This is a genomic window from Paenibacillus dauci (genome assembly GCF_000971985.1).
GTDB classification, from domain to species: domain Bacteria; phylum Bacillota; class Bacilli; order Paenibacillales; family Paenibacillaceae; genus Saccharibacillus; species Saccharibacillus dauci.
Window position 1 is genome coordinate 700,108 of sequence record NZ_KQ040798.1, and the last position, 26,906, is coordinate 727,013.

Annotated in this window: 21 protein-coding genes; 1 reads left to right on the top strand and 20 read right to left on the bottom strand. The window is 49.1% G+C overall.

Annotation, left to right across the window (positions count from 1 at the left end):
* The 13 genes from WH46_RS03035 to WH46_RS03095 all read right to left on the bottom strand — a co-directional run bounded on the left by WH46_RS03035 (position 1) and on the right by WH46_RS03095 (position 17,763).
* A complete protein-coding gene (locus tag WH46_RS03035) occupies positions 1 to 2,931 on the bottom strand; it encodes a Na+/H+ antiporter subunit A (RefSeq protein ID WP_046225754.1) in 2,931 nt (976 codons plus the stop codon).
* A gap of 371 nt (positions 2,932 to 3,302) precedes the next feature.
* Positions 3,303 to 4,538, bottom strand: a complete 1,236-nt coding sequence (locus tag WH46_RS03040) for a response regulator (protein WP_082208290.1) — start codon at positions 4,536 to 4,538, stop codon at positions 3,303 to 3,305.
* Entirely contained in the window at positions 4,535 to 6,589 is a 2,055-nt protein-coding gene (locus WH46_RS03045) for a cache domain-containing sensor histidine kinase (RefSeq protein WP_052714089.1), read from the bottom strand. Before WH46_RS03045 ends, WH46_RS03040 begins: the two co-directional genes overlap by 4 nt.
* Positions 6,579 to 7,601: a substrate-binding domain-containing protein gene (locus tag WH46_RS03050; RefSeq protein ID WP_046225632.1), complete on the bottom strand. Its 1,023-nt coding sequence runs from the start codon at positions 7,599 to 7,601 to the stop codon at positions 6,579 to 6,581. The genes WH46_RS03045 and WH46_RS03050 overlap by 11 nt, the downstream gene beginning before the upstream one ends.
* Positions 7,602 to 7,785: 184 nt before the next feature.
* Entirely contained in the window at positions 7,786 to 8,586 is an 801-nt protein-coding gene (gene nikE, locus WH46_RS03055; RefSeq protein ID WP_046225633.1) for a nickel import ATP-binding protein NikE, read from the bottom strand.
* A gap of 20 nt (positions 8,587 to 8,606) precedes the next feature.
* Positions 8,607 to 9,440 (bottom strand): ABC transporter ATP-binding protein, encoded by an 834-nt coding sequence (locus tag WH46_RS03060; RefSeq protein WP_046225634.1) that lies wholly within the window; start codon positions 9,438 to 9,440, stop codon positions 8,607 to 8,609.
* A 38-nt stretch (positions 9,441 to 9,478) separates the two neighbouring features.
* Positions 9,479 to 10,309 carry a nickel ABC transporter permease subunit NikC gene (nikC, locus tag WH46_RS03065; RefSeq protein WP_017812724.1) on the bottom strand — a complete coding sequence of 277 codons (831 nt, stop codon included), beginning with the start codon at positions 10,307 to 10,309 and terminating at the stop codon, positions 9,479 to 9,481.
* Positions 10,306 to 11,250 (bottom strand): nickel ABC transporter permease subunit NikB, encoded by a 945-nt coding sequence (gene nikB, locus WH46_RS03070; RefSeq protein ID WP_046225635.1) that lies wholly within the window; start codon positions 11,248 to 11,250, stop codon positions 10,306 to 10,308. The genes nikC and nikB overlap by 4 nt, the downstream gene beginning before the upstream one ends.
* 43 nt (positions 11,251 to 11,293) lie before the next feature.
* Positions 11,294 to 12,928 carry a nickel ABC transporter substrate-binding protein gene (nikA, locus tag WH46_RS03075; protein ID WP_046225636.1) on the bottom strand — a complete coding sequence of 545 codons (1,635 nt, stop codon included), beginning with the start codon at positions 12,926 to 12,928 and terminating at the stop codon, positions 11,294 to 11,296.
* Between the two features lie 304 nt (positions 12,929 to 13,232).
* Complete coding sequence (locus WH46_RS03080) at positions 13,233 to 13,964, bottom strand: nucleoside phosphorylase (protein WP_017812721.1); 732 nt, start codon at positions 13,962 to 13,964, stop codon at positions 13,233 to 13,235.
* Positions 13,965 to 14,053: 89 nt separating this feature from the next.
* Positions 14,054 to 15,283: an AAA family ATPase gene (locus WH46_RS03085; protein WP_046225757.1), complete on the bottom strand. Its 1,230-nt coding sequence runs from the start codon at positions 15,281 to 15,283 to the stop codon at positions 14,054 to 14,056.
* A 222-nt stretch (positions 15,284 to 15,505) separates the two neighbouring features.
* Positions 15,506 to 16,936, bottom strand: coding sequence for an RtcB family protein (locus WH46_RS03090; RefSeq protein WP_046225637.1), 1,431 nt, complete (start codon positions 16,934 to 16,936; stop codon positions 15,506 to 15,508).
* 38 nt (positions 16,937 to 16,974) lie between these two features.
* Positions 16,975 to 17,763 carry a nucleotidyltransferase domain-containing protein gene (locus tag WH46_RS03095; protein WP_046225638.1) on the bottom strand — a complete coding sequence of 263 codons (789 nt, stop codon included), beginning with the start codon at positions 17,761 to 17,763 and terminating at the stop codon, positions 16,975 to 16,977.
* 883 nt (positions 17,764 to 18,646) lie between these two features.
* On the opposite strand from WH46_RS03095, the gene WH46_RS03100 reads away from it, so the two are divergent.
* Positions 18,647 to 19,846: an acyltransferase gene (locus tag WH46_RS03100; RefSeq protein WP_046225639.1), complete on the top strand. Its 1,200-nt coding sequence runs from the start codon at positions 18,647 to 18,649 to the stop codon at positions 19,844 to 19,846.
* 216 nt (positions 19,847 to 20,062) lie between these two features.
* Here WH46_RS03100 and WH46_RS03105 read toward each other — a convergent pair whose 3' ends face one another.
* The 7 genes from WH46_RS03105 to WH46_RS03135 form a co-directional block, all read right to left on the bottom strand.
* The gene (locus WH46_RS03105) at positions 20,063 to 21,799 is read right to left on the bottom strand and encodes a sensor histidine kinase (protein WP_046225640.1); all 1,737 of its coding nucleotides are present in this window, start codon (positions 21,797 to 21,799) and stop codon (positions 20,063 to 20,065) included.
* 467 nt (positions 21,800 to 22,266) lie between these two features.
* Positions 22,267 to 22,563, bottom strand: coding sequence for a hypothetical protein (locus WH46_RS03110; RefSeq protein ID WP_046225641.1), 297 nt, complete (start codon positions 22,561 to 22,563; stop codon positions 22,267 to 22,269).
* Between the two features lie 52 nt (positions 22,564 to 22,615).
* Entirely contained in the window at positions 22,616 to 23,074 is a 459-nt protein-coding gene (locus WH46_RS03115; protein ID WP_017811511.1) for a cupin domain-containing protein, read from the bottom strand.
* 64 nt (positions 23,075 to 23,138) lie between these two features.
* Complete coding sequence (locus WH46_RS03120) at positions 23,139 to 23,591, bottom strand: OsmC family protein (RefSeq protein WP_046225642.1); 453 nt, start codon at positions 23,589 to 23,591, stop codon at positions 23,139 to 23,141.
* Positions 23,592 to 23,809: 218 nt separating this feature from the next.
* Positions 23,810 to 24,685 (bottom strand): ABC transporter permease subunit, encoded by an 876-nt coding sequence (locus WH46_RS03125; protein WP_046225643.1) that lies wholly within the window; start codon positions 24,683 to 24,685, stop codon positions 23,810 to 23,812.
* A complete protein-coding gene (locus WH46_RS03130) occupies positions 24,682 to 25,668 on the bottom strand; it encodes an ABC transporter ATP-binding protein (protein WP_046225644.1) in 987 nt (328 codons plus the stop codon). Before WH46_RS03130 ends, WH46_RS03125 begins: the two co-directional genes overlap by 4 nt.
* Complete coding sequence (locus tag WH46_RS03135; protein WP_046225645.1) at positions 25,665 to 26,885, bottom strand: hypothetical protein; 1,221 nt, start codon at positions 26,883 to 26,885, stop codon at positions 25,665 to 25,667. Before WH46_RS03135 ends, WH46_RS03130 begins: the two co-directional genes overlap by 4 nt.
* Positions 26,886 to 26,906 lie beyond the last annotated feature (21 nt).

The window sequence follows — 26,906 nt, forward strand, 5'->3', positions numbered from 1 at the left end:
TCAGCGATCCTCTCCTATCTGTAAAATAATTGTCATCGTGACACCCAATACCGTCAGGAACACACCCAGGTCAAAAATCAGTGCCGTAGCAAGTTCGGTCTTTCCGAGGAATGGAATATCAAAATAACCAAAAGCATGACTCAGGAAAGGCGCTCCGAATACGAATGAACCTATCGCTGTCAGATAAGCCACAGACAGCCCGGCTGCCATAATATCACGATAATCCAGCGGAAGCACCCGTCTTACCGTCTCCGCATTAAATGCCAGTGCGAGCAGCACAAGTGCCGATGATGCCATCAGACCACCGACAAAACCGCCACCCGGATTGTTGTGTCCGGCAAAGAACAGATACAGGGCAAATGTCAGGATAATAAATACAATAACCTTGGTACTCGTCTCCAAAATGACATCATTGCTCTTGAACTGTTTCATGTTTTTGGCGACTGTGGCCGTTTCTTTACGTGTACGTCCGATCGGTACTTTGGGAGCCAGTGTTACTTTGCGGTGCAAATATAGAATACGTGCTCCTGCGTCCCTGCCCTGTAATTGAAGCTGAATCATCGAGTAGATTCCCAGCGAAGCAATACCAAGCACCGTAATTTCCAGCATCGTATCAAATCCACGGAAGTCCACGAGAATAACATTGACTACATTATCGCCGCCGCCCAGATCATGACTGTTTTTGACAAAGTAATCGGCAATACTCTCAAAGCTGCTGCTGCCACTTGCACTGAGCGAGATTAACGTTACAACCACACCTACACTGACAGCTATTATAATATTCAGCGAACGGTATTTGCGGCTGCTCACTTCACGGCGCAGTTCCGGCATATGGTAAAAGCAGAGCAAGAACAGCACAACCGATACCGTCTCGATAATCATCTGTGTCAGAGCCAGATCCGGAGCACGGAACAGGACAAAGAACAAAGTAACCAGATAGCCGACTGCGCCGGTCATAATGACTGCAATCAGCCGTTGCCGGGCAAAAGGAACCGCAACTGCCGAAATAACCAGCAGGGCTATCAATACAATCTCGTAAATATTAATAGGTGCCGTATCCGGCGTCATAAGCGATAATACATCCGCTCGCCATAGCGCCGCACCGAGCACAATGACCATAAATCCAAAAATATAGACCAGATAATTGCGAGCGGAGCGGTTCATATAAGCATCCGTCAGCATGCGAGAAGCTTTCTCTCCATAACGCAGCAGACTGTCGTACATATGATTCCAGCTCAGCTTGTCCGGATATATCGCATAGATACCTTTCCAGCGATTCAGCAACAGATACAGTACAGTTCCCAGTACGATAACACCCATCGTCATAAACAATGCCGGGGTAAATCCATGCCAGAACGAGATATGCACATCAAAATGTTCTCCTGGTGCTACCAGCGAAGGCAATACCGACCGCATGGCCGGCTCAATAATGCTGTAGGAGAGCACATTTGGGAACAATCCGAGTACAACCACGCAGACCGCCAGGATTACCGGAGAAATCAGCATACCTGCTGGTGCTTCATGCGGCGTTATACCGAGCTTTTCTTTTTGCAGCGGTCCACGGAATGTTTTGAAGATCAGAATCATGCTGTACACAAATGTGAATACACTTCCAAGGAAAGCAAGGATCGGGAACAATATGCCCCATGTTCCCAGTTCGAAGATATGCAGATGGGTCAGTTCCACCATTGCTTCCAGGAACATTTCCTTGCTTAGATACCCATTAAAAGGAGGAACTCCAGCCATCGAGAATCCGCTGATACAGGCAACGGTAAAGCTGATCGGCATCAGTGAAATCAGACCACCCAGACGGCGAATATCCCTCGTACCTGTCTCATGATCGACAATTCCGGCAACCATAAATAGTGCGCCCTTGAATGTTGCATGGTTGACGAGATGGAATATGGCTGCCATTGTCGCTGCCGTATAGATCATCGACTCTTCGCCATATCCGTAATACACCGCTGCCGACCCTGCGCCAAACAGCGACATGATCAGACCAAGCTGCGAGATCGTCGAGTAGGCCAGCAGCGCCTTGAGATCCGTCTGTTTTACTGCCAGTATCGATCCGTAACACATCGTAATGATACCGACCAGTGAGACGATCCAGAACCATTCTGCCTGACCGGCAAATACCGGACTAAAGCGGGCAACCAGATAGATCCCTGCCTTGACCATCGTCGCCGAGTGCAGATAAGCACTGACCGGTGTCGGGGCTTCCATCGCATCCGGTAGCCAGATATGAAAAGGAAACTGGGCCGACTTAGTAAAGGCTCCCAGCAGGATCAGAATCATCGCCAGCAAGAACAGTGGATGCCCCTGTACATTTCCGACCATAGCGATCGTCTCGCGAATACTCCATGTACCGGTCATATGATGCAGAACAACAAATCCCGCCAGCATCGCAAAACCACCGAACACCGTAATCAGCATAGACTTGAGCGCCCCATAACGCGAACGATCACGTTCATACCAAAAAGCAATCAACAGGAAGGACGAAATGCTCGTCAATTCCCAGAAGGTATAAAGCACAATCATATTATCCGATAGCACAATTCCCAGCATTGCTCCCATAAACAGAAGCAAATACAGATAAAACCGGTGAATCGCTTCCTGCTCCGGGTTCAGATAATAGATGGAATACAGTACAACCAATGCACCAATCCCTGTAATCAGCAGGGCAAATAACAATCCCAGCCCATCCAGATAGACCGTAAAGTTAATACCAAGTGAAGGTATCCACGGTAGCGAGAATGTCTCGCTTACATCGTTGCGAACAACCGGAAGATACCGCAGGAAATTCAGAAACAGCAGCACCGGCAATATAAGTACAATCCAGCCGGTATGTATCTTTTTGGTACCTTTCCGAATGGCTGGTACCAGTGCAGCCAGCACAAATGGAGCCAAAATAGCAGCATGCAGTAAATACACTCTTGTAAGCACCCCCAAATCCATAATATATATCAGTCTGTCGCGGCTTGTAGCTGCCGGAAACAAACATTCCTCCTGTCTGTCGACAAAACAGCAGAAGCTGCAATAGACCACCAGCTTCTACAGAACCCCGTCCTCCTATAGTACCCATAAACAGGTACCTGCGAATTACCGATGATTTCCATCCCTATGTCCGAAAAAAGACAAAGAGGAGCCTGTAATGACAGGCTCCTCCGGTATTTCCAATGTATTCGATTATTAAAAGGAATGGCACTGATCCTGTCGACAAGTAGGATTCAGCTTGCGATAGGCTATAATACCTCGTCCATTATACTATACCCGCAGATAGACAGCAAGTAACAGCGCTCTATTTAGCCAGATGAAACATCACGACGATAGCGATTAGGTGAAACGCCTATAACCTTTTTAAAGGCCGTACTGAAGTAATGCTGCGATTCATATCCCACTTCTTCCGCCACCTCCAGAATCGATCGGTCACTTTCTTCCAGCAGCTGTACAGCCCGCTGTATCCGGGCATGCACCAGCACATGGATAAAGGACTGTCCCAGCTCCTTTTTCATAACTCGGCTAAGATAAGTAGAGGATACTTGCAGAGTATCAGCCAGCTGTTCCAGCGTCAGCTCTGGATCGGCATAATGCTCCATAATATAGCTGCGTGCTCGTCGCACGAGTGGAGACAGACCGGAATGTTCCTTCCATTCACGCTTAAGCTGGCGATACGTCTCATGCAGCAGCTCTGATGGCTGTATATCTTCCAGCTCTTCTTCATTGGTGACCGGCTGTGTCCAGACCTGCACATGCAGACCGATATGATCACGAACAGCCGCGATAATACGTTCTTCCATATGGGCAGCAGGTATTTCCCAGAGGAACAAGACGATCGTGCCGGAATCTTCACGGCAGATCACGAGTGGAATATGGGACAATAGTTCGGCAGCAATATTGCCGATCGCAAACAGCAGCAGCTGTTTATCCTGTTCTTTGAGCGGCGGACGTCCTTCTGCCTGTCCCGACCAGCGTATCAACGTAAGTGCCGCTGGCTGGGCTGCCGGTAACCCGAGAAATTCCTGCTGGCGCCGAATCTCCTCCTGCCGCAGACGTCCATTCAGCCATTCCAGACAGAACTGCTCGCGCAGGAGCGGAATATTGCGCTGGATCTGATCGGTCGCCAGCTTGAGATATTCCTCCTGCTGCTGATCCCCATTGAGCTCGGTACGGATATGATCCAGTACTTCCTGCAGATGCACCGGATCAACCGGCTTGAGGATATAATCCTTGACTCCCAGCCGAATCGCTTCCTGGGCATAACTGAACTCGTCGTGACCGGTAATAATTACAAATCGGCAGCCAGGACGTTCCTCCCGCAGCCGCTTCATCAGCGAGATGCCATTCATGAATGGCATATTCATATCCACGAGCAGAATATCAATATCCTGCCGCAGTGCAATCTCCAGTGCTTCTTCGCCATCCTCCGCCTCTGCCGCCACGATCATGCCCAGACTGCTCCAGTCTACCGCATCACGTATTCCTTCACGAATAATCGGTTCGTCATCGGCAATCATTACATTCAGCAATGTACTCATCATTCTTCATCTCCCTGGCGAATTAAGGATGTTGGGAACTGCCACAGCAGCGGCTGGGTAACTTGTACGATCGTCCCGCCGCCTTCCCGATGATCCATCGTCAGTCCATAGCGAGTGCCATAGGCCAGATGGATCCGTGCCTGAATATTCAGCAGGCCATAGCTGCCTGCCGGTTCCGGTCCCTGACTCCCTATCACTTCCAGCGGATGCTCCAGCTGTCTGCGCAGCCAGATCAGACGCTCTTCGCTAATCCCGGCACCATCATCCTCAACAGTATAAATCAGTTTGTCTTCCTGCTGCTCTGCCCGGATGCGGATGGTTCCGGGACCACGCCGCGCTTTGATCCCATGGTAGATGGCATTTTCCACAAGCGGCTGAAGCAGCAGCTTGATCACATAGACATTGCGGATCGACTCGTCTACCTCCAGCCGATAATTAAGCCGGTCCCGGTAGCGTGTCTCCTGAATCTGCAAATAACTCCGTACATGCTGTTCCTCTTCCGACAATGTGATAATATCACTCCCCCGGCTGAGTCCGATCCGAAACAGCTTGGACAGGGAATCGATCATGCCGGATATATCTTCTGCGCCTTTGCGGCGGGCCATCCACTGAATCGTGTCCAGTGTATTATATAGAAAATGGGGGCGGATATGCGCCTGCAGACTGCGCAGCTCCGCTTCTCTTTTCTGCTGTTCCTGCTGCTTGTTGAGCTGGATCAGATTGCGTATTTCATTAATCATCCGGTTAAAGCTGCGTCCGAGCATGCCCACTTCATCCCGGCGGCTGCTCATATAACGTGCGGTCATATCGCCTGCTTCAGCCTTTTGCATCAATGAGGACAAACGGTAGATCGGCCGGGAAATGGAGCGGGATAATCCATACGATGCAGTCAGTCCAAACAGGCAGACAAAGAACAGGAAGATCACTACATAAAAGCGTATCGTTCTTGCTTCGGCTACTGATTCGCTAAACCGGAATACGCCTACCGTCTTCCATCCCGTATAACTGGAAGTGGTATACACGAACTGCAGCTGCTGACCCTGGATCTCCTCGGTAAATACATTCTGCTGCCCCCCTGCGAGTGCAGCAGCCAGCTTCGCCGGCACCGTCTGCTCAAAGGGGCCTTCTGGTGCATAGATCTGCCGCCCACGCGAATCGGTAACCATCAGATAGCCGGTTTTGCCCAGCGTTACATCTTTGGCAGCCTGGGCGATAACCCGCAGCTTGAGATCAATCAGTACCACACCCCGGACTTCTCCGGTTTTCGGATCATTAAGCGAACGGGCGACCGAGATCACTTCACTATCCCGGTAATTGGTATGATTGGTTGCGTTGCGACCGGCAGGGTGCCCCACAATAGTGAATATACCCTGATGCTCTACCGCCTGTCGGTACCATTGTTCATGTGTGAGACTTTCCGGTGAACGGGCATACATTTCGTTACTGATATATTCTCCCCGGCTATTCACGATCAGAATCCCGGCAATCTCCGGATAGACAGTCGTAAACCCCTGCAGGAATTGGCGAATCTGATAAATAGATGTACCGGACAACGTACCGTTGCCAGCCGTTCCGGCTAGCTCGCTGCTGCTCAGATCATTACCGGCTGCAGCGCCGGATGAGGACTGTCTGGATACCCTTTGTTGTCCTTTTGACGTCAATCGACTGTTATCATTAGACGAAGAAGAACCCGACCCGGCAGGCTGTTTGTTATCTTTTGCCAGCGTCTGGGCTTCGGTCTTTCCATTCATAAAAGAATCCACATCCGTATCAAAGCTGATCAGATAGGTAATACTCTGCATATGCTGCATGTACGTATCGATCGTCTGGTTGACCTTGCTGATCAGCTGCAGCGTATTATCGGTTACCTGATGTTCAATAATCCGGTCAGACGTCCAGTTGACCATGATGCCCAGCAGAATAGCAGGCAAAATACCCACCAGCAGGAACAGCGCAATCAGCTGATCCCGCAGTGGCAAATTCTCTGGATGCCAGCGGCGCCAATCCTGTTGCAGCCAGCTTCGCAGACGTCCGTCGGTGTTCTTATTTGGCATAATAATCCTCTACATTCTCCCGAGTCACTACGGATACTCCCGTATCCACCCGCACCGGTACCGGCGAGACGATCCCGCTCAGCGAGGGGGCAGGTACCGTCAATCCATGATGCAGATGAAACAGATACTGCAGCGACCAGTAGCCCATATTCCAGGTTCCCTGGGCAATCGTCGCTTCTATCGTTCCGGAGCGAATCATATCCAGTGTCTCCTTGTTGGTATCAAAGCTGATAATGACCGGCTTATTGGAACTGCTGGCGGTACCGGACTGCATATGCTGCTCCACTGCCGAACCGACGCCATATGCACCGGTCGCCTCAGTGATGAAGATTCCTTTTAGCTTGGGATATTGGGTGAGCAGCTTGGTCGTCAGCTGTTCGGCCAGCACAGCATCACCGTTATCATTCTCGACGGCTACAACCTTCATCTGTGGATACCGCTCCCGAATCGCTTCTTCAAATCCTCCGCTCCGGTCTTTGTGATTCTGCTGATTGCCGAGCGTAATAATCGCGACCTGTCCACTGCCGCCAGTGCGTTCTGCCATTTGTCCGGCAGCAATATCGCCTGCATTGCGGTTATCTGTCGCCAAAAAGGAATACGACTTGCTGCCGGGGGATTCCGCGTCAAACATGACCACAGGAATACCGGCATCGACCGCCTTGTTCACTGCCTGTACGAGCAGCGGCGAATCAATAGCGGAGATAGCGATTCCGGCAGGCTTTTTGGCAATGGCCTGCTCGACAATCATCGCCTGTTCACGTGCGTCATAGCGGGTAGAACCCTGATAATCGACCGATACATCCAGCGCTTCGGCTGCATCCTCGAATCCTTTGAGTCCGCTTTTCCAGTATTCAATACCGGATTGGAAAGTGATCATGACATACTTTTCATTAATATTCCCTTTCATTCCCTGCTCATTCCAGGCGGAGGAAGTCTCCTGTGCCTGATATTGTACGATATAAATGATGAGGGCTACGACCAGCACAGCATACACCCATAACATTTTGCGCATAACGGCCTTCCCTTCGAAGCGTATTTGATTATTAGATGAGATGATAGGAACATCATCTAATATAACGCAAATCCCGATTTAAGAAAACGCTTTAATAAACGGGTAGTAATAAAAAGACAGCTTCTCCCCTTGATAGGGAAAAGCTGTCTTGTATGGTTGAACAGCCAAGCATCGCTACCTGGATTCAGTCCCAGACCAAACGATTGGCCGGATGCTCAGGCAAAATGGAATCGACCAGCTGCCGTACAGCAGGATGTGCAGAATGAATCAATGCTTCACCATCTGCTTCCTGCTGTACCAGTCTGCCCTGATCCATCACTGCTATCCGATCACACAGCGTCATTGCAGCGCGGATATCATGAGTGATAAACAGATAGGATAGCTGATGGGAAGCCTTGAGCTCTGCCAGCAGGGATAGAATATGCGTCTGATTCACCATATCCAGACTGCTGACCGATTCATCCAGCACAATCAGTTTGGGTTTCAGTGCAATCGCTCGGGCGATATTGATCCGCTGTAGCTGCCCGCCGCTGAACTGATCGGGACGTTTACCCGCATCTGTAGCAGAGAGACCTACCTGCTCCAACAGTTCACCGATCCGGCGCCGCCGCTCAGCTGTACCGAGACGCTCATAATTATCCAGCGGCTCACCGATAATCTCTGCAGCTGTCATCATTGGATTCACCGCAGAATAACAATCCTGAAAAACCACCTGCAGATCGCGCCGCATCGCCTTGCTCATATGGCGGCTCGTCCGGTAAATATCCTGCCCTTCGAACAGGATCTGTCCATGACTGGGCCGCTGCATGCCGAGGATAATTTTGCCCAGTGTACTTTTACCTGCTCCACTTGTACCCAGCAGTCCCAGACAGCAACCTTTTTCGATAGTGAATGAGATATCTGTCAGCACAGAAGGAGTATGATCTGCGCGACGGAACCAGCGGCGCTGTTGGTAGCTGTGACTTACCTCGCGTACTTCAAGCATAGTTGCTCCTCCTGCTACTGTTATTTCTGCTTCGCTGCATGTCTACTGCCGCTTAGGGCTGTAAGTGGACGGGCATTGAGCAAAGTCTGGGTATAGGCATGGGCAGGATGGTTAAACAGCTGATGAACCTCTGCCTGCTCGACGATTCTGCCTTGTTGCATGACTGCCACTTCATCTGCCAGCTGGGAAATTACGCCAAGATCATGGGAAATGAGCAAAATGGCCGTACCACATTCTGTACGCAATCGGTGCAGCTCACGCAGTACCCGAAGCTGATTGACCACATCGAGCGCTGTCGTCGGCTCATCTGCAATAACCAGCGCGGGACGCAGACACATCGAGATCGCGATCATGACCCGCTGCAGCATACCACCGCTTAGCTGAAATGGATAGCACTTCATTAACCGCGAAGGTTCGGGCAGGTTCATATCTGCCAGTGCAGAGATGGCCTGTTCTCTCGCCTGTGCTTTGGACAGGTTGGGATAATGAGTACGCAGTGTCTCCATAAACTGCGAGCCAATCGTATAGACCGGCGTGAACGCGTTCATCGGATTTTGCATAATACATCCGATCTCCCGTCCCCGTATGCGCCGCATCTCTTTGTCCGGCAGAGAAGTCAGCTCGCGTCCATGCAGACGAATACTGCCGGAGACTGCCATCTGCCGGGGATTCAGCAGCTGCAGGATCGCGTTGCAGGTCAATGATTTGCCGCTGCCACTTTCTCCGACCAGACCCAGTATAGAGCCTTTTTCCAGGGTCAGATGGATATTTTCCAGCAGAAGTTGGGGCTGTTCCCTGTTATTCAGACCTACCTGCAGATTGTCTACTTCCAGTACCTTCCCGCTATTCTCCACTTTCTCTGCCTCCCTGTGCTGTCCAGCCTGCTGCTTGTTTAACGACGGGTAACGCCATACCGCTCGGATAATGCTTCACCCAGAATATTGAAAGTAATTACCACAATCAGAATCAAAATTCCCGGATAAATCATCAGTTCCGGATGGCTGCGGATATAACTGGTACCTTCATGAATCATTGCACCCCACTCCGCATTGGGTGGCTGAACACCAAGTCCCAAAAAGGACAGCGCCGATATATCCATAATCGCCCAACCCATTTCCAGTGTGCCGATTACGATGATCGGACGCTGCACATTAGGGATAATATGACGACGGATAATTTTCCAGGAAGACGATCCGCTGATCCGGGCTGCCGCGATAAAATGGCGCTCTTTGAGACTGACAACCATATTCCGGCAGATCCGTGCATAATATACCCACTGCACCAGCATCAATGCCAGCAATACCTGCATCAGTCCCGGTCCGAAAATACCAACGATCCCCAGTACCAGTACCAGGTTCGGAAAAGCCATAATTCCTTCGCATAGACGCATCAGTATACTATCTACCCAGCCTCCGATATAACCGGATACCGAACCGACCAGAATACCAATCAACAGCGATGACAGGAAAATCATCGTCGCAAACCCGAGTGAAATCCTGGCTCCATACAGCAATCTGGTCAGATTGTCACGACCCAGATGATCGGTTCCCAGCCAATGATCCATCGATGGACCTTTGAGCTTTTGCAGCAGATCCACCTTGATCGGACTATGGGGAGCGATCCATGGTGCCAGCAGGGCAACAATGAAAAATAACGCTATAATGATCGAGCAGATCAGGATGGCGTACTGCCCCCTGAATGCCGACCGCCATGTATGGATCAATGCTCCGCCCGTCCTTTCGATGAGATTCGCGGGTCCATATACAGCTGCACCAGATCAACGAGCAGATTGCAGAGAATAAACAGACAGGCCGCAAAAAATACATAACACTGAATCACGGGAATATCCCGATTAAATATTGCATCCACAAAATATCGCCCAAATCCCGGCCAGGAAAAAACCTGCTCCACGATAATGGTACCGGTCAGCAGCTTGCCCAGATTAATCCCCATGCCGCTGATCAGCGGCATCATGGACATTCGCAGCACATGCTTGAGCATAATCATCCGTTCACGGAGTCCCCGTACCCGCGCATACTGCACATAGGTCTGCTGCATCTGCTCCAACACACTCGTACGCAGTAGACGCGTGTAGACAGCGATCAGTACGAGCGACAGAGTAATGACCGGCAGCACCAGATTCTGCCATGTTCCGCGCCCTTCCACAGGCAGCCAATCCAGCTTGACCGAGAAAAAGAAGATCAGCAGATACCCAAGCCAGAACTGCGGCATCGATGCGCCCAGATAAGAGATACAGCGGCTCAGCATATCGATCCAGCTATTCCGGTATACCGCAGCTGCGATACCCAGCGGAATGCTGACTACGGCCGCGAACAACATGCTCCACAATGCCAGCTCCACGGTCGCCGGCAGTCTTGCCGCTACTTCTGTCCACACCGGCTGATTGGTGAGATAGGATGTGCCAAAGTCGAGCGTAGCCATCCTGCCGATCATATGCAGATACTGGGTAAGCAGCGGCTGATCCAGTCCAAACTCATGACGCTTCTGCTCCAGCACTTCCTCTGTCGGGTAGATATGAGCAGCCGTCAGATAAGCTTCTGCCGGATCGACCGGTGAAATATGAATCAATGCGAACATAACGAGTGTCGCTACGAAAATGATTGGAATAACCGAAAGCATCCGTTTACCAATATAACCGATCACTGACCTTCCCCCCTTCAGTCAACGATACGGACCTGACTGTTATTTAAGGCTTCGTTACCTGAATACCCTCGAACGGATTATCATCACGGCTCGCCGGGAATTCAAAATGCGCAATTTTCTGTTGATAGACTGCCGTTTTCTTGATATAGGAGATCGGGATGATTGCCGATTGCTCCTGCAGTGTAGTCAGAATAGAGCGATACAGTTCCTGGCGCTTGGTCTCGTCTGTAGAGGACAATGCCTGACGAACCTGCTCGTCCAGCTGTTTTTTCGTCGGAATGGCACTCAGTGTCTCCGAGATTCCGAAGCCCGAACTGGCAACTACATTAATAAAGGAATGCGGATCATACGGTGCACCATAGTTGTACCAGAAATACAAATCAAAATCATTGGCTTTGAGACGCTTGATCTGTACAGTCAGTTCCAGACCTGTCAGATTCACCTTCACGCCCAGCTCGCCCCATTCAGCCTGAATGGTCTCTGCCATCGCTTTTTGAATCGGATCGGTTTTGTCAAAAATCATATCGAATTCCAGCGGCTGACCATCTTTCTCACGTACGGTACCGCCTGCTGGAAGTTTCCAGCCTGCTTCATCCAGCAATGCTTTGGACTGCTCTACATTGTATGGAATCGGCTTCAGATCGACGTTGGTATACGGATAGTTTTTGGACAAGACGGAATCGGCTGGTTCTTCAAGTCCGGAAGTGATTCCTTGTACCATCGCCTGCTTGTTAAATCCTTCGTGAAGAGCCATGCGCACCCGAACATCTGCCAGCTTGGGATTGGAAGAGTTCAGCAGCAGACTGCGTGTACCGACCGGATCGGACAATTGAGTGACATACTTATCATTTTCACGAAGCTGCTGGAACGCATCCAGACTGATCACGCCTTCACCGTAGATCAGGTCCAGTTCACCTTTTTCAAAAGCGGCTACACGGGTCTCGGCATCAGGGATGATTTTGACAGTAACCTGATCGATCGCCGGAGCAGTACCCCAGTAATTCGGGTTGCGCTTGAACACAGCATATTCATCCTGTTTGTAATCAGCGAGCATCCATGGGCCTGTGCCCACTGCTGCTTTGACTCCTTCGGATGTATCACCGTTATCCGGGAATCCGGCTTCACCCAGGAAGCGGAACGGACGGACTACCGACAGATCCTGCAGTACCGGATAATATGGTTCGGTCAATGTCAGACGGAACGTATGATCATCTACGACTTCGGTTTTGTCGATCACACTTACGATACCGAGCCAGCTGTGTGTATCCTTGTGCTTCATTACAGCATCAAAGTTTTTTTTCACAACTTCGGCATTAAAATCGCTGCCATCGGAGAACTTCACGTTTTGGCGAAGCTTGAATGTATATACTTTGCCATCTTTTGATATTTTCCATGATTCGGCCAGTGCAGGTTCCAGCTTGCCGCCTTTTTCATAACTAACAAGAGGCTCATAGATCATTGACTGCGCGAACAATTGCGACGGATTGTATGTATGAGGATTCATGGTACCGATATCCCGAGGCCATGACATGGTAATCGATTTGGCAGAAGCTGCCGGATCGGAAGCGCTGGATGATGCGGTGTTGTTGCCTGTATTACTGCAGCCTGCGAGCAGAAGCAGTACAGCCAGTAATGTTGCCAATACCGGAATAGCAGACCTTTGACGTTGATATGACATAAATGATATAACCCCTTTTCCCTTTTGATGATAATGATTATCATATTCATTCCTTAGAATAGGTAGGAGTCGATCTTTTGTCAACAAAAATCGCTATTTTTCGCCTTTCTGCTGTAAATAAGTAGACAAATGGTGTTTTATATCTTATTTATACAAATAGAAGTCTGTTCCTCTTGCACGGAACAGACTTCTATGATGCTTCCTGACTGCATAGCAGCTACAGTAAACTGCTGTACAGTCAGGTTATTCATGTACAACACTTGGTAAATGGCTGCATTACAGCTAAACCAGGCTCTGATATAGCTTAGACTTCGCGCTTGGCTAGCGTCACGACAGCCGTAATCGCTGCCTGGATCTCGCGCTGTACCGCATCGGCTACCACGTTGGTATTTGGATCATATTCGGCAGCCAGATCGGCATCCGCATAACCATCCAGTGCCACAATCGCACCTGCGCGCACGCCGCGCAGGGATGCAATAATGTACAGTGCCGAGATCTCCATCTCTACTGCAAGCGCACCTGCCTGCTTGAACTTTTGGTGAGGGAATTCTTCGACGCCGTTAAAGAACACATCCAGCGTCACCGTGATGCCTTTTTGCACAATGCCTTCGCTCTGACGGGCTGCCTGATACAGCGCTTCAACAATCTCGCTGTCTGCTACAGCAGGAAAAGCCTCCGGTACGAGCTGACGGGTCAGTCCATCTGTACGCACAGCAGCAGTGCTGACGATCAGACTTCCTGCCGGATGATCAGCCGAATACGAACCGGCTGTACCGACGCGGATCAGCGTCTTCACGCCTGCACGAATCAGTTCCTCAAAGCATACCGCTGCTCCCGGCGAACCGACGCCATGACTGACGACAGCCATTTCTACGCCATCTCTGGTACCGACAAAGCTGCGGTATTCCCGGCTGAATGCCAGTTCCCGCGGATTGTCCAGCTGGGCAGCAATTCCTGCTGCTCGTTTCGGATCACCGCAGACAATAGCATATTCCGGAATATCTTCACTGTTCACTTGCAAAATAGGCATCAACATGGGCTTGATCGAACTCCTTTTTTATCCATTTCCGTTCATTATACCAGCGGCAGCGAATTTCTCCCAGCCCTGGTTCAATCTTCACGGAATCAGAAATGAAAGCCGACGCGTCCATCGCTATTGTGCAGCCAGACCCCTTTACGACTCTTGTCCAGCTCGCCGCGCAGTCCCTGAATAACTTCGCGCATATCGAGGCGGCCTTCTTCATGCCAGCGCAGTGCTGCCGAGACGTACAGTTCACCCAGCTGGGCAAAAGTAAATCCTTCAGTCAGGCGTGCTGCTTCGACTACCACTTCGTCACCGGCAAATTCATGCAGCCGTTTGCGGCGGAAGTACTCCAGACGCAGATCTTCATTCGGCAGATTGATCTCGTACGCACGATCGAATCGTCCGGCTCGGTTCATTAGACCCGGATCGATTTTCTCCGGATAGTTGGTTGTGCCGATCAGGAAAATACCTTCCTTGGATGTCGCACCATCCAGTGTATTCAGGAAAAAGGAACGGGACTCGGCAGGCATCGAGTCGATATCCTCGATAACGAGTACCATCGGAGCCATGCGTCCAGCGGCTTCGAATACTTCTTCAATCGACTCGCTGTTCGTATACTCGGTGATCTGCCAGTAGGCGACTGGTCCGGGTACACTGCCTGCTATTGATTTGACGAGTGTTGTTTTACCGTTGCCAGGATGACCATAGAGCAGGATTCCACGCTTGTAAGGTACATCATACTTTTTGTAAAAGCCCCGATCTTCGGCAAAGAAACGATCCAGCGAGCGGTAAATGTCCTGCTTGATCTCGGACGGCATAATGACATCGTCACGGGAGACTGCCCGGCTGACCGGCTCCAGCTGGCGGTTGATACCATGTCTTCCATCTGTAAATACGGTTACCCGTCGCAAACTCTGTTCCCGCTGGCGAATACGTACTTCACCGAGAAATGCGAGCAATGCTTCATCGCTGACCGCAAATACCAGATCATCGTTGCTGATCCCATGATCACGGAAAACCGGCATCCGCGCCATGGCCACCCCTGCTTCCGGATAGGCAAATACATTATTTTTCATGGAACGGTGTACGCCATAATCCGGCTCTGGCTTGTCTCCGTCGTACACAAAAGTCCATTCTTCCAGGCGATCATAAATGCGAATCACATGCTCCACGCCTGCTTTGCCGGAACGCAGATCATCTTCCAACAGGTCCCAGTATTCAATATTCGGATCATCACTGGAATACAGACGATATTCCACACCATAACGTTCCTGCAGCTTCGTAGCGATTCCCTGAATTACACGCGCATAGTCCGCGTATTGGGAAGGCATACCTTTTTCTTCTTTGTTATATACAATCACTGCAGGGTCCTGTTTGGTTGCGGCCGCCTGCAGCGACTCTTCTTGAGTAGGGTAGATAGAATCCAATCCGTTATCCTCCTTTGGATATCTTATATAAAATGGTAGTTTTTTTATTCATTACAACTCATATTCTCTATTTCAATTATACGCTTTTATCCATCAAACAGGTAATTGCAGTCAATTGGAATCGATTTAATTGGTGCCTTTGATGGCTGCGAGCGGCTGACATTTGGCGACTACAGCAGCCAGTCCTGCTCCGGTAACACTCTCGATGATCTGATCCACATCTTTATAGGCTTGCGGCGACTCATCCAGAATACTTTCCAGTGAGCGTTGGTTCACTACGATCTCGTCATCTGTTCCTACTTTCATCGAGCTGGCGAATTCATCGACTTTGACCAGACGTTTGGTAGCGGAGCGGGAACGCGCCCGTCCTGCGCCGTGGCAGATCGAGTAATAATTGTCTTCTCCACCCGGCAGACCAACCATGATATAAGACGAAGTCCCCATCGAGCCGGGGATCAGTGCCGGATGTCCGGTCTCCATATACGGCTTGGGATTGCCGGGATGTCCGGCTGGCAGCGCACGGGTCGCTCCTTTGCGATGGACGAATACCGTATCTTCTCCGCGATATTCCGACCAGGCATAGTTATGCATCAGATCGTACAACGTACGCAGTTCACACTGGCTACCGAATACATCACGGAAAGCCTCCCGAACTGCATAGGCGATCAGATGACGATTCACAGTCGCATAATTAAGCGCCGAATACATCAGATTCACATAATGTCGTGCTTCCGGATGCGAGAGTGGCAGGAAAGCCAGCTTCGGATCAGCCGTTCCGAGTCCCAATCGGTGCATCGCTGCGATCATCGCCGGATTGCTCTCCTGGCTGATCCCGCCGCCCCATGACCGGGAACCGGAGTGGATCATGACGACGATCTGGCCATCATACATGCCCCATGCCTCAGCGATCGCACGATTCTCCTCTGCAATCTCCAGCGTCTGAATCTCTGCAAAATGATTGCCGCCGCCCAGGGTACCCAGCTGTCGGTGACCGCGATGCCAGGCACGATCGCTGACATTGTTCAGTACATTCTCATCAAATTTGAAGCGGCTTTCTTCTACATGGGTCAAGGAAGTTGATTTCTTGGGAGTGTAGCTATCCGGAACATATTTGCCCTGCAATCCATGCAGCCCTTTGCTGACCACATTTTCAAGACGCAGATCGGAGAAATGACCTCGCTGCTGGGATTCCATCGGCAGGTATTTCTCAATGGTTTTGACCAGCTTGCGGCGTAGTTTGACCTCTTTGAGATCATCGCGGTGCAGATTGGTCAGATGCACACGCATCCCACAGCCGATATCGCTACCGACGATAGAAGGCGATACATAGCCTTCTTCTCCGTCCCATACAGCAGTCGTTCCGATGCAGGTGCCGACACCCACATGCACATCGGGAGTGTAGCCCATATAACGGATGCCGGGAATTTGTAGATTGTTATTGGCCATAGCAAATACTTTGTAGTCCAGACCGGCAAACAGCTCCGAGTTGGCATAGACATTCACGTCACCTGCCGGAAGTTTGACCTGGTGAATATAAGGATTATTGTTCGATATCATAAAAGGTTTAAACCTCTTTCGTATAAAATAATGACTTCTTATGACCAGACCTGTCGCAACGTATCGCGGAACAGTTGGTCGAGTGTATGATCCAGATTCTGCTGCGAAGCAGGATGCTTGGATGCTTTGATTTCCAGATCGGCAATAGCCGTCTCCAAATAGTTGTGGATGGATGAAATTGGCGATTCCAGATTCAGTTCTTCTCCTGCCATTTTGCGCTCCAGCAGATGGTTGATATCCTGACGAAGTTGTCCTTCAGGCAGCAGTTCTGCAACCAGCTGCTGAAATCCCATCGGTGGCATAGTGCCTTTTTGTTCGATCCAGTAGCAGGCGAGAATCGGACGCAGTACATAAAAGTACTTTTTGATCCGAATATTCTCTCCCTGCAAATATCCACGGAAATTGCCTTTGGCCATATTCAGGTAGTGATACATGCAGGATCGCGGCGAAAATCCCAGTGGTGACATGGCACGAATCTGTTCGGCCAGTGGGTACGATTCGCTGTATATCATCGGTGAATGCAGCCACTCCAGCAGTGGTGGATTGGATTTGCGAAATAAATTAAGTGCTTTGACCAGATCCCAACCGTTGATATCCAGCTGGTCACTGATCGGATATTCGATGACGTCTCTACGTTCAAAGATGGACAGGTACCATTCTGGTGGATGCACATATATGAACCGCACATCATAGTCGCTATCCTGGGAAGGGAATCCCCATGCCCGACTGCCTGATTCAGAGGCATACAAAATTTTGACCTGCTGCTCCTCTTCGATTCTTTTCAGTTCATTTTGAATGGTCTGTGTGATCTCCTGGCTGACTTGCATAGGTATCACTCCTTTGTCGTAGTGTATTTTTGGGTATGCCACGCTAACAGATGTCGCTGTGCCATACTACTATTGATTCTATGAATTCGACGTATTCTCGTCCGATTTTGTATACATCCGGCGTATTCTCATCCGGTCTATGATGTAGCGAGATTACGAATACCAATACAGAAAAGCCGCAGACCCTGAATTACGGTCTGCGGCTGGTTGGTCGGTAATAACAGGGTACACGCGGGATCAATCATCTGTGCTTCTCCCCAATTGGTTGGGTTGAGGATTGGAGCATCAACTGATTCATCTGGCGATTATATCTGTTATTCCTACAGCAGCGGTATATGGCAATGATCTTGATAAAAAGAATCGCGAACCGTATACCGGCTGAATATGAGATTGTCATATTGCAAAGGCTCTGTCGATTGCTTGATCTGCAATAATCCTGCAGATTGGCGAATGTGGCAGCAGCCGGTTATACGATCCACAAAAGGGACCAGGTACCTGGGTACCTGATCCCTTTTCCAGTCAGCAGTACAGGCATAATATGCCAGTGATTGCTGTACGATTCTTTTGACTAAAGATTATGTCGTCCGTAAGAGGTTGGAAAATATGGAGCAAGTATATGGAATTGTCAAAAAGCTGTGCTGGCGAATAGTCTGTCCAATATAGTGCGTCGTCTGCTGATTCGTAATTTCATTCTTGCCCAGGGTCATAATTTCCAACCTCCCTTCTTGTTAATATGTCTTAATGATAACTACACAAATTTCCAATTGTCAAATAAGTTCGGTAAAAATGGGTATTTGGTCTTGGTTTCATATTCTCTTCACATTACTCTGATATAATGTTTCACTGGCTATCATTCTTCGTTATTGAAGGCAGAGGTGAATACATGACAAGAGAACGAATAGATGAGTGGGCACTGCTACGGGGGTTATGCTTCCTTGCGGTAGTTATGCAGCACTGCATTGGAGAATACATTTACCGGAGTGATATTATTCCGGCAGACTCGATCATGCTTGGAATGGTGTATCATTTTACCCGCTTTGGCACATTGACCTTTGTTTTCCTCGCAGGGGCGATTCTGTTTTACCAGTATGGCGACGGACGTTCTTATCGCTCTGCACTGGTACGTCGTATTGGCGATATTTATGTGCCGTTTGTGATATGGACACTCATTTACTGGATCGTAGTCCAGCTCGCCGATCACCATCCTCTTTGGGGACCCGGTACCTGGCAAAGTATACTAACCCAGTTGTTTGCGCCAACCAATGGTTATCATCTGTGGTTTGTGATTATGATCTTCCAGTTCTATCTGCTGTTCCCGCTGTTCCGCTGGTTGTTCCGACAATTCAGCAATCGTTATCTGGATGGAAGAACAGACAGTCGACAACAACAGATTGTTATCAGCATGCTGCTCGTGCTCGCTGTCGTGTACAGCTGGCTAATGTGGATGTGTTATTATGTACTGCCTGGCTGGAGCTTCCAGGGAATCTGGCAGATTCTGCTGGAGCATCGAACCAGCGAATTCCCTTTTTATTTCTTTTACTTTATGCTGGGCGGAGTATGCGGTTCAGCCATTCAACGCTGGCGCGACATAGTCATCCGTCTGCTACCATGGAGCACGCTGGTATTCCTGATTATGTATATCTGGCTCGGCTATGATCTGCTGCGGCATTCGACTGAAGCAGTAAATCTTAATGTATCGACCTATTTGAAACCGACGACATTTGTAATTGTGATCTCGCATATGCTGCTTATCTATGGACTGGCACTGCTGCTGTCCCGGCAAAATCATGTGCTTGTCCGCTTTCTCAAATGGTGTGGGCGCTACTCATTCGGTGGATACCTCTCCCATGCATTGATTCTGGCAGGAGTTGCTTACGTAACGCGGCCGCTCGTACTGACTGGTATGCATCTGCCGGTTACTTTTCTCAGCTTTGCAGTCGTTGCTCCGGCAGCGATTCTGCTAACCAGTCTGCTCTCCCGTCTGCCAGGCGGACAGTGGCTGACCGGATCGGCAGGCAAAAAATCCCGCAAACGCAAATCCACTCCGGGAAGTGGTGTCCTGCAGGATACGCCTCTTCGCTAGCTTCCCAGCATGCTGTAGATCAAAGCTAAGTACGATGATGGGTATAACGAACCGAACTATAATACAAAAAGACCGCCCTCCTGCAGTACAGGAAAAGGCGGTCTTTTATTATAGTCATATCAAGAAGATTATTATTTTGGAAAAAACCAAATTGGGTCATTCTGCAAAAGACATATTCAGTTCTAGCTCCCCAATATAATACCTGTATTCTATCCGTTAGAGCGGTAGACGAACAGAGAATTCGGTCCAGTCTTCGTCGCTCTCCACCAGAATAATACCACGGTGTTTTTTGAGAATCTTCGTTACGATGGCAAGGCCAAGTCCTGAATTTTTGCGATTCAGCGCTTTTGTACTGAATCCCGCTTCAAAAATCTGCTGCTTTAACTTGTCGGGAATCGGGTTGCCATTGTTGCCGACCGTGAATGTCAGCTGTTCGCCGCGGATCTGACCGGTCACCCGGACAATTTTCTCTGGATGCTCCGTCTCCATCACCGCGTCAAATGCATTATCGATTAGATTGCTGACAATTTTGACAAGCTCGGTCGATTTTACAGTACCGAACTGAACCGATTTGAGATTCGCAATCTCGTATTCGAATTTGATTTTGCGATCATAGGCTTGTGTCGTCTTGGCCTGAATAAGCGCTGACAAAGCTGGCAGATTAATATTGATAATCTGATTCATCGCAATCGATTCGCCTACCAGTTCGGCAGTATATTCCGATAGATCATCATATTTCTTCATTTTGACGAGCAGCTGGATCGTGTTCACATGGTTGTTAAAATCATGCCGCTGCTCTTTGATCGAGTTGAACAATGCATCGATATTTTCGAGATATACATTCTGTACACTCTGCGCTACAGCTTCGGTACGACGATTCCACAGAGCAATCATACCAAGCACCAGGCCGATAATGACCAGCGAGCAGGCAAAAATAGTCAGTGTCAGACGAACCAGCTGATCATTCAGCGTCTGCTGTACTCCGGTCAAATCCGATACAATCAGAATCACCGCTGGATAATTTAGCTTAACCGGAATAAACGTTTTGAGCACCGGCATTTCTTTGTATTCTTCGGTCAGCGAGATCATGCGACTTGTTTGGCTCGCCTGTCGGATATTATCGCGATCGGTATCGCTTTTGTAGGAATAATCATTGTTCAGTGTCTGGTTCTCGTCGTACCAGATTACGCCACGCGAATTGTACTGATTGGCCTGATCGAGGAAAATCGGCGGGTTAAAAATAGCTATGCCCCGGGTCTGACGATTCGTCTCTCCATTCAGGATCTCGCGGATCACTGCTTCTACGCCCGTATCCTCACGATAGGCACGGACCGCTTCATCGTTCGTATACACACCAATAATATAATCGGTGGTTCCGTCATAATAGAAGCCCCACTTCTCACTACCCGGTGTGTTAATATTGTCGGCTCCGATCATCGGCGCTCCCCAGAAATTGGGCAATGCCTGACCTACCGCCACATCCGGTCGTTGTCCGCGTAGAAGCTGCCGGATTGCTTTGAGCCATTCGGGACGCCAGCTCTCCTTACTGGACAACTCTGTCGGATCGGAAGATTTGACCGGCACAATATCGTCTCTGTCTGCCTTAAGCAAAGTAATATGATCAACACCTACGCGAGTCTTCATATCGGACAATTGTTTATTTGTAATCTCGCTAAGATTCGGACCCAGCGATGATTTGACCGCCTGTGCAGCCATTCTCAGATTTTCTCCGGTCAGATTCTCTACAAATGTCTCACCACTTTGAGACAATTTGATCGAGGAGCGGACCTGATCTGCAATAACGCGCATATTCTGTTCCTGGACAGAAATAAGGGCTCTGCGTGTGGATACGTAATACGTTGTATTTACGATAATCAGCACGATAGCCATTACAGCCAGTATATATACAGTTACCGGGAACGGTTTGGGCAACAGGCTCTTGCGTTGTTTCATATTAGCAAATTTACCCCCATCTATATCAGCGCTTTTACAAAGAATAAGCCGCAATAATTACCTCATTTTTCCGTGGCATTCTGTCTTTGGGCCTGATTGAACTTAGCAATAATACCTCTTCTGGCTTTACTTGTCATCTATTCATTGTTGCTGCATTTAATTTATCGACAAAGTTCGATTCTATTCTCTGTATCATACCATGAACTTCATGGTTCCACACCGCATTTTCACAAAAAAAAGACGCATTCAGTCTATAAACAATACTATTAATTTATGGAAAAGTTACCTAATATTTATTGTACTAAAGCTGGTTAAATAAATCCAACAACAAAAAGACCCTGATGCCGCTTCCAAGCAGCTCAGGGTCTAACGTATACATCACACCATAATCGGCAACTGAATCTATTTTCAAAATGATAGCGAACCTGCCTATGCAAGCCACCGTCTATTATCCGTGTATTATCCGTCTATTCCGTTCTGCGCTCCGCACGCCACTCCAGATACTGGTTCTCCAGCATCTCGCGCTCGCGCTGCTCATAGGAGTCACGCTGTGGCAGCCAGGATACCGTATCCTCATCTTCGTAGATGGTCCACAGATCGGTGAACAGATAATCCTGCAGACTCACACGTTGACCGGATAAACGACCTTCGGCCCAGAGCAGGCCGTCTGTTGTCCGTATGACTATGCGAATGCCATCCATCGTGCGGGCTTTTTGACCAAGACGGATAGCAGACAGCATCTGTCCAAGCGTATACCAGTTCATCTTCGCACCTCACTGTGCAGCGATTCCGGATCGGAATACAAAATCGTACTGCTTAACGTTCGATCAGTTTGAAATCATCGTAGTGGAAGCCCGGTGCTACTACGCAGGATACGAATACCGGCTCATCTCCCAATGGACGCGCCATCTGCCATACTCCAGCTGGAATCAGCACCTGAGGCAGCTGACCTGCTTCCAGATCCAGACCAAGGATGAATTTCTCGCCTTCTTCCGGATGCTCGCCACTGCCGCCAAGCGTCAGCTCCAGCGGGCTGCCGGAATGAATCAGCCACAGTTCGTCCGAATGCACTACATGCCAGTCGGACGTTTCATCCGCATGCAGCAGAAAATAAATCGATGTCGCTGAGAAGCGTGGACCCGAATATTGCTCAGGTAAAATGGATTGCGGAATCTCAAAGGAAGCTTTCCACATTTCCTTGTACCATCCGCCTTCTTCATGCGGCTTCAGTCCAAGTGCAGCTACGATAGGCGATACGGGTAATTGGGTAGTCATGGTCAAATACCTTCTTTCTGTAATAGTAGATTAAGCGATAGGGCGTACACATTTTCCCGAGATCTTAGAGTTCTTCGGCAATCTGGATATCCGGTACGGTCGACAGCTGCACATTACCGGCCACTGCGCGCGAGATCATGCAGGATTGCTCCGCTTTGTGAGCCAGCATCAGTGCCTTTTCCTGTTCACGTTCACCGGTGCCTGCAGCCAGTACGATCTGCGGACGATGAATAATCTGCTGATAAGTGAATATGTTGTTGGTTACATCGACATGACCTTCGGAACGCATCGTCAGACGATCTACATCAATATTCGAACGTTCCAGCATCGCAGCCAGTGTGATGATATAACAGGTCGCTGCTGCGCCAAGCAGCATCTCATCCGGATTGGTACCTGTACCCGGACCGCCCATAGGTTGCGGAATCGAGATAACCGTATTCAGATTACCGGTGGAAATGGTACCTTCACTGTTGCGCCCACCTTTCCAGTCGGCATCCAGTATAAATTCATGGATCATGATGATCTTCCTCTCCTCGTGATGTTGTCCATACGTCTCGTATGCCTGATAACCCGGCCAGCAAGGCCAAATCAGTACTTCTGCCAGTGTACCATATATTTTCACTTTTTTTGACTCTGCTTCTCTTGCATACGGAACCAGAGATACTCGTGCAAAAGCAAATAAAAAACACTGCGCTACAGAGTGGTCTGTAAAGCTGCAGTGTCTTTTTGAAAATATCAAAAGTCTCTTTTATAAAAGCGGCGGATTCCCCATGCCAATAATAGAAGCATATAAATCGCAGCATACACAATGAAAGAGGCCGAGGGAATCTGTCCCAATCCAAAGCCGGCGGTCATCGATCCGCTCATATCCAGCATACCCGCCAGTTCCTGCAGACCCAGGAGCAGAGCCAGCATTTTGCGCTGAATCGCATCCACCGGCATAATCAGCGAGATCAGACCAGTAATATTATACAGCGTCTTCAGTACCTGTGGGTCCATTTGCATACTAGAAGTGACTTTCTCTACCATACCGCCCAGCCAGCCTGCTCCATATAACATGGTCATAAATACTCCATTGCCAATTGCCGAAAAGCTGGTAGAACCCAGCAGACTGAGCGTGACAAGTATGGGTACAGTCAACGCAAACAGCAAATAAGACTGGGTATGTACTGCTATATTTCTTGGTATACTAGCATGAATATCGGCAATAACGATAACGCAAATATAGAGGATCAGCGCATACAGAATTCCAAATAGCGTATAACCCAACCATCTTCCCAGGTACCATTGCCAGCGTGGAATCGGTCGGGTCAGCATCGACTGCATGATTCCGGTCTCCGCTTCTCCCGAAATCGAAGAAAACGAACTAAAAATCATCAGAAAAGCCAGAATAAAACTGCCAAAGAAAAAACCGAGTGTCAATAGCGCAGCTCCATGGGCATACTGCTCTACCAGCTGGGCCGAAGGGGAGGAGTTGCTTATCTCTGAAGCTCCAATCGTCCGTGCAATAAACCAGAATACAATCAAAAACAAAACGGTCATCAGTACCGTCATTAATAAAACTTTTTTGCGCAGCAGTTCTTTCCATGTCATTCCAATTACAGCTGTCATTCGTGTTCCCCCCTGTGACTGAGCCCCGATACAGCTTCCATAAACCATTCTTCCAATCGTTCCCGGACAGGCTCTACCTGATAAAGGGTCATCCCCTGATTGACGATAAGTGTATTGATAAATCCTACCTGCTCTTCGTTATCGATCACAGCTCCCAGCCATACGGTATCCTGCAGGGAATCTGAAGCAGTAACTGCTCCTGTACCAGGATGACCGGACTGCAGAATCTGCAGCGGAATACCACTGGTCTCTGTCAGCCAGGGCATGATATCCGGCGTGAATCCGCCGACTTTGAAGTGCCAGCGGGTCTGTGCGTAAAGTACTTCATGCACCTGTCCATGCCGTAAAATAACACCATTATTGAGCAGGGCGATTCGGTCGCAGATTGTCTCGACTTCTTCCAGCAGATGAGAGTTCAGAAAGATCGTCTTGCCTTCCTGCTTGAGCTCTTGCAGCAGACGACGTACATCCATCCGGCCTACCGGATCAAGTGCCGAAGAAGGTTCATCCAGAAATAGTATCGGAGGATCATTTACTAGCGCACAGGCGAGGCCCAGACGCTGCTGCATTCCTTTGGAATAATGTTTGACCCTGTCCTTGCCACGGCTCCCCAGTCCTACCCGCTCCAGCAGCATCGGGATGCGTGCATCCGCTTCTTGCTTGCTCATGCCGCACAGCCGTCCATGAAGCTGAATAACTTCCTGGCCGGTCAGCCATTCCTGATAACGATACAATTCGGGCAGATAGCCAATATGCCGCCTTGCTGCCAGCGAGCCTACAGGGTCACCAAACAAACGTGCTTCACCATCTGTCGGGTGGATCAGTCCAACGAGCATTTTAACAAGGGTGCTTTTGCCGGCACCATTGGGGCCGAGGAAGCCAAAGGCTTCCCCTTCTCCAACAGTAATCGTTACATTCCGGCAACCCTTGCCATTACTGTATTCCTTAGTTAGATTTTGAATATCGATTGCTGTAACTGTCATAGTTTTATCAGCTCTTCCGCTTTCTTGATCAGTGCTTCACGGCTATAAAATATATCTCCATCCAGCATGAATAATTGATTATCCTTGATCCAATAAGCAGTGTAATTCGTATAGTTTGTAACGTTGTCTCCGTCTTGATTGTCATAATTTTGGGTCCCGATAATAACAGGTATACCACCAATCGTAACCTTTTCGATCCGAGCATTGGAGATCACCGGCAGAGGAAGTTCGCCTTTCAGTACTTTTTCCTTTTGCAGCATGGTTTTCACACTTTCCGGTAGGAAAGGCAGATTCATAATTGCATTGAATGCTTCTTCCGTATTGATTGACGGATCAAATTCTACACTTGGCAGACCCATCTGCGTCAGCAAGCCGGTGTTCTCATCAGTGGATGAATCCTCAGGTGATAATGGATAAGTAATACTTTCCGGTATCTTGATGCTAATCGGCTTCTGGTTCATCGATTCGGGAAGAAGTGTATCTCCACCCAGTTGCTGGATCGCTTTATTGACTTCATCAATGTTCATACGTACCGTACTGGTGCGGGAGGGATGGACGCCTACTCTAAGATCTTTTTCCGTTATCATTTTGCTCAGGTCGGTGTAACCCAGCATTTCCGCTGCTTTCTTTGGATAGTATAATCCCTCTACCTTGCCGGTCGTATCGGTAAATGTTCCAAAACGGTTCATATTTTCGTCAGTCATACCGCTTTCCTTGTAACGATCGAACATTTGGTCCAAATCATTGTCGTTCACAGTGGTAATTTCCTGCATACGGAACTGACCAAGTAGTGCAGCTAATGCATTATTGCCAAATGGTGTGGTAATGACTACACCAGCGACCACGCAGGCAGCTATACCTGTCACCCATCTGCGGCGAACCGGATTCATTTTGTTGCGGCGTGCAGATGACTTGGTAGCAGGGGATTCCTGACGCTGAGGTTCCTGTTGATCATTTGGTTTTATTGGATTCATGATTGCATTCATTCCTCTCGGATTGGATAAATTTGCAGATGCCTTGTCAGGCTTGGATTTGAACGAAGGGTCCGACCACTTTTCCCAATTGGGATGTGGGATTTCTTTTGTGAGAAGAGCCTGCATATTCTGCCATGCCTGATCTGTAGCATGCCGTTCGGCATCCTGATCATGCTCTTCTGCTGTATGGTTTGCCTGTGGGTATTCCCGTTGATCGGGATGATCCAGCGGATGTCTTGTCACGTGTAACGTCCTCCTTTGACT

Excerpts from the sequence above, each read along its gene's own strand:
- WH46_RS03050 (WP_046225632.1), bottom strand. The coding sequence starts at position 7,601 with ATGCGCAAAATGTTATGGGTGTATGCTGTGCTGGTCGTAGCCCTCATC.
- WH46_RS03105 (WP_046225640.1), bottom strand. The coding sequence starts at position 21,799 with ATGAAACAACGCAAGAGCCTGTTGCCCAAACCGTTCCCGGTAACTGTA.
- WH46_RS03090 (WP_046225637.1), bottom strand. The coding sequence starts at position 16,936 with ATGATATCGAACAATAATCCTTATATTCACCAGGTCAAACTTCCGGCA.
- WH46_RS03080 (WP_017812721.1), bottom strand. The coding sequence starts at position 13,964 with ATGTTGATGCCTATTTTGCAAGTGAACAGTGAAGATATTCCGGAATAT.
- WH46_RS03100 (WP_046225639.1), top strand. The coding sequence starts at position 18,647 with ATGACAAGAGAACGAATAGATGAGTGGGCACTGCTACGGGGGTTATGC.
- WH46_RS03130 (WP_046225644.1), bottom strand. The coding sequence starts at position 25,668 with ATGACAGTTACAGCAATCGATATTCAAAATCTAACTAAGGAATACAGT.
- WH46_RS03095 (WP_046225638.1), bottom strand. The coding sequence starts at position 17,763 with ATGCAAGTCAGCCAGGAGATCACACAGACCATTCAAAATGAACTGAAA.
- nikA (WP_046225636.1), bottom strand. The coding sequence starts at position 12,928 with ATGTCATATCAACGTCAAAGGTCTGCTATTCCGGTATTGGCAACATTA.
- WH46_RS03120 (WP_046225642.1), bottom strand. The coding sequence starts at position 23,591 with ATGATCCATGAATTTATACTGGATGCCGACTGGAAAGGTGGGCGCAAC.
- WH46_RS03110 (WP_046225641.1), bottom strand. The coding sequence starts at position 22,563 with ATGAACTGGTATACGCTTGGACAGATGCTGTCTGCTATCCGTCTTGGT.
- WH46_RS03125 (WP_046225643.1), bottom strand. The coding sequence starts at position 24,685 with ATGACAGCTGTAATTGGAATGACATGGAAAGAACTGCTGCGCAAAAAA.
- nikE (WP_046225633.1), bottom strand. The coding sequence starts at position 8,586 with ATGCTTGAAGTACGCGAGGTAAGTCACAGCTACCAACAGCGCCGCTGG.
- WH46_RS03045 (WP_052714089.1), bottom strand. The coding sequence starts at position 6,589 with ATGCCAAATAAGAACACCGACGGACGTCTGCGAAGCTGGCTGCAACAG.
- WH46_RS03040 (WP_082208290.1), bottom strand. The coding sequence starts at position 4,538 with ATGATGAGTACATTGCTGAATGTAATGATTGCCGATGACGAACCGATT.
- WH46_RS03115 (WP_017811511.1), bottom strand. The coding sequence starts at position 23,074 with ATGACTACCCAATTACCCGTATCGCCTATCGTAGCTGCACTTGGACTG.
- WH46_RS03085 (WP_046225757.1), bottom strand. The coding sequence starts at position 15,283 with ATGCCTTCCCAATACGCGGACTATGCGCGTGTAATTCAGGGAATCGCT.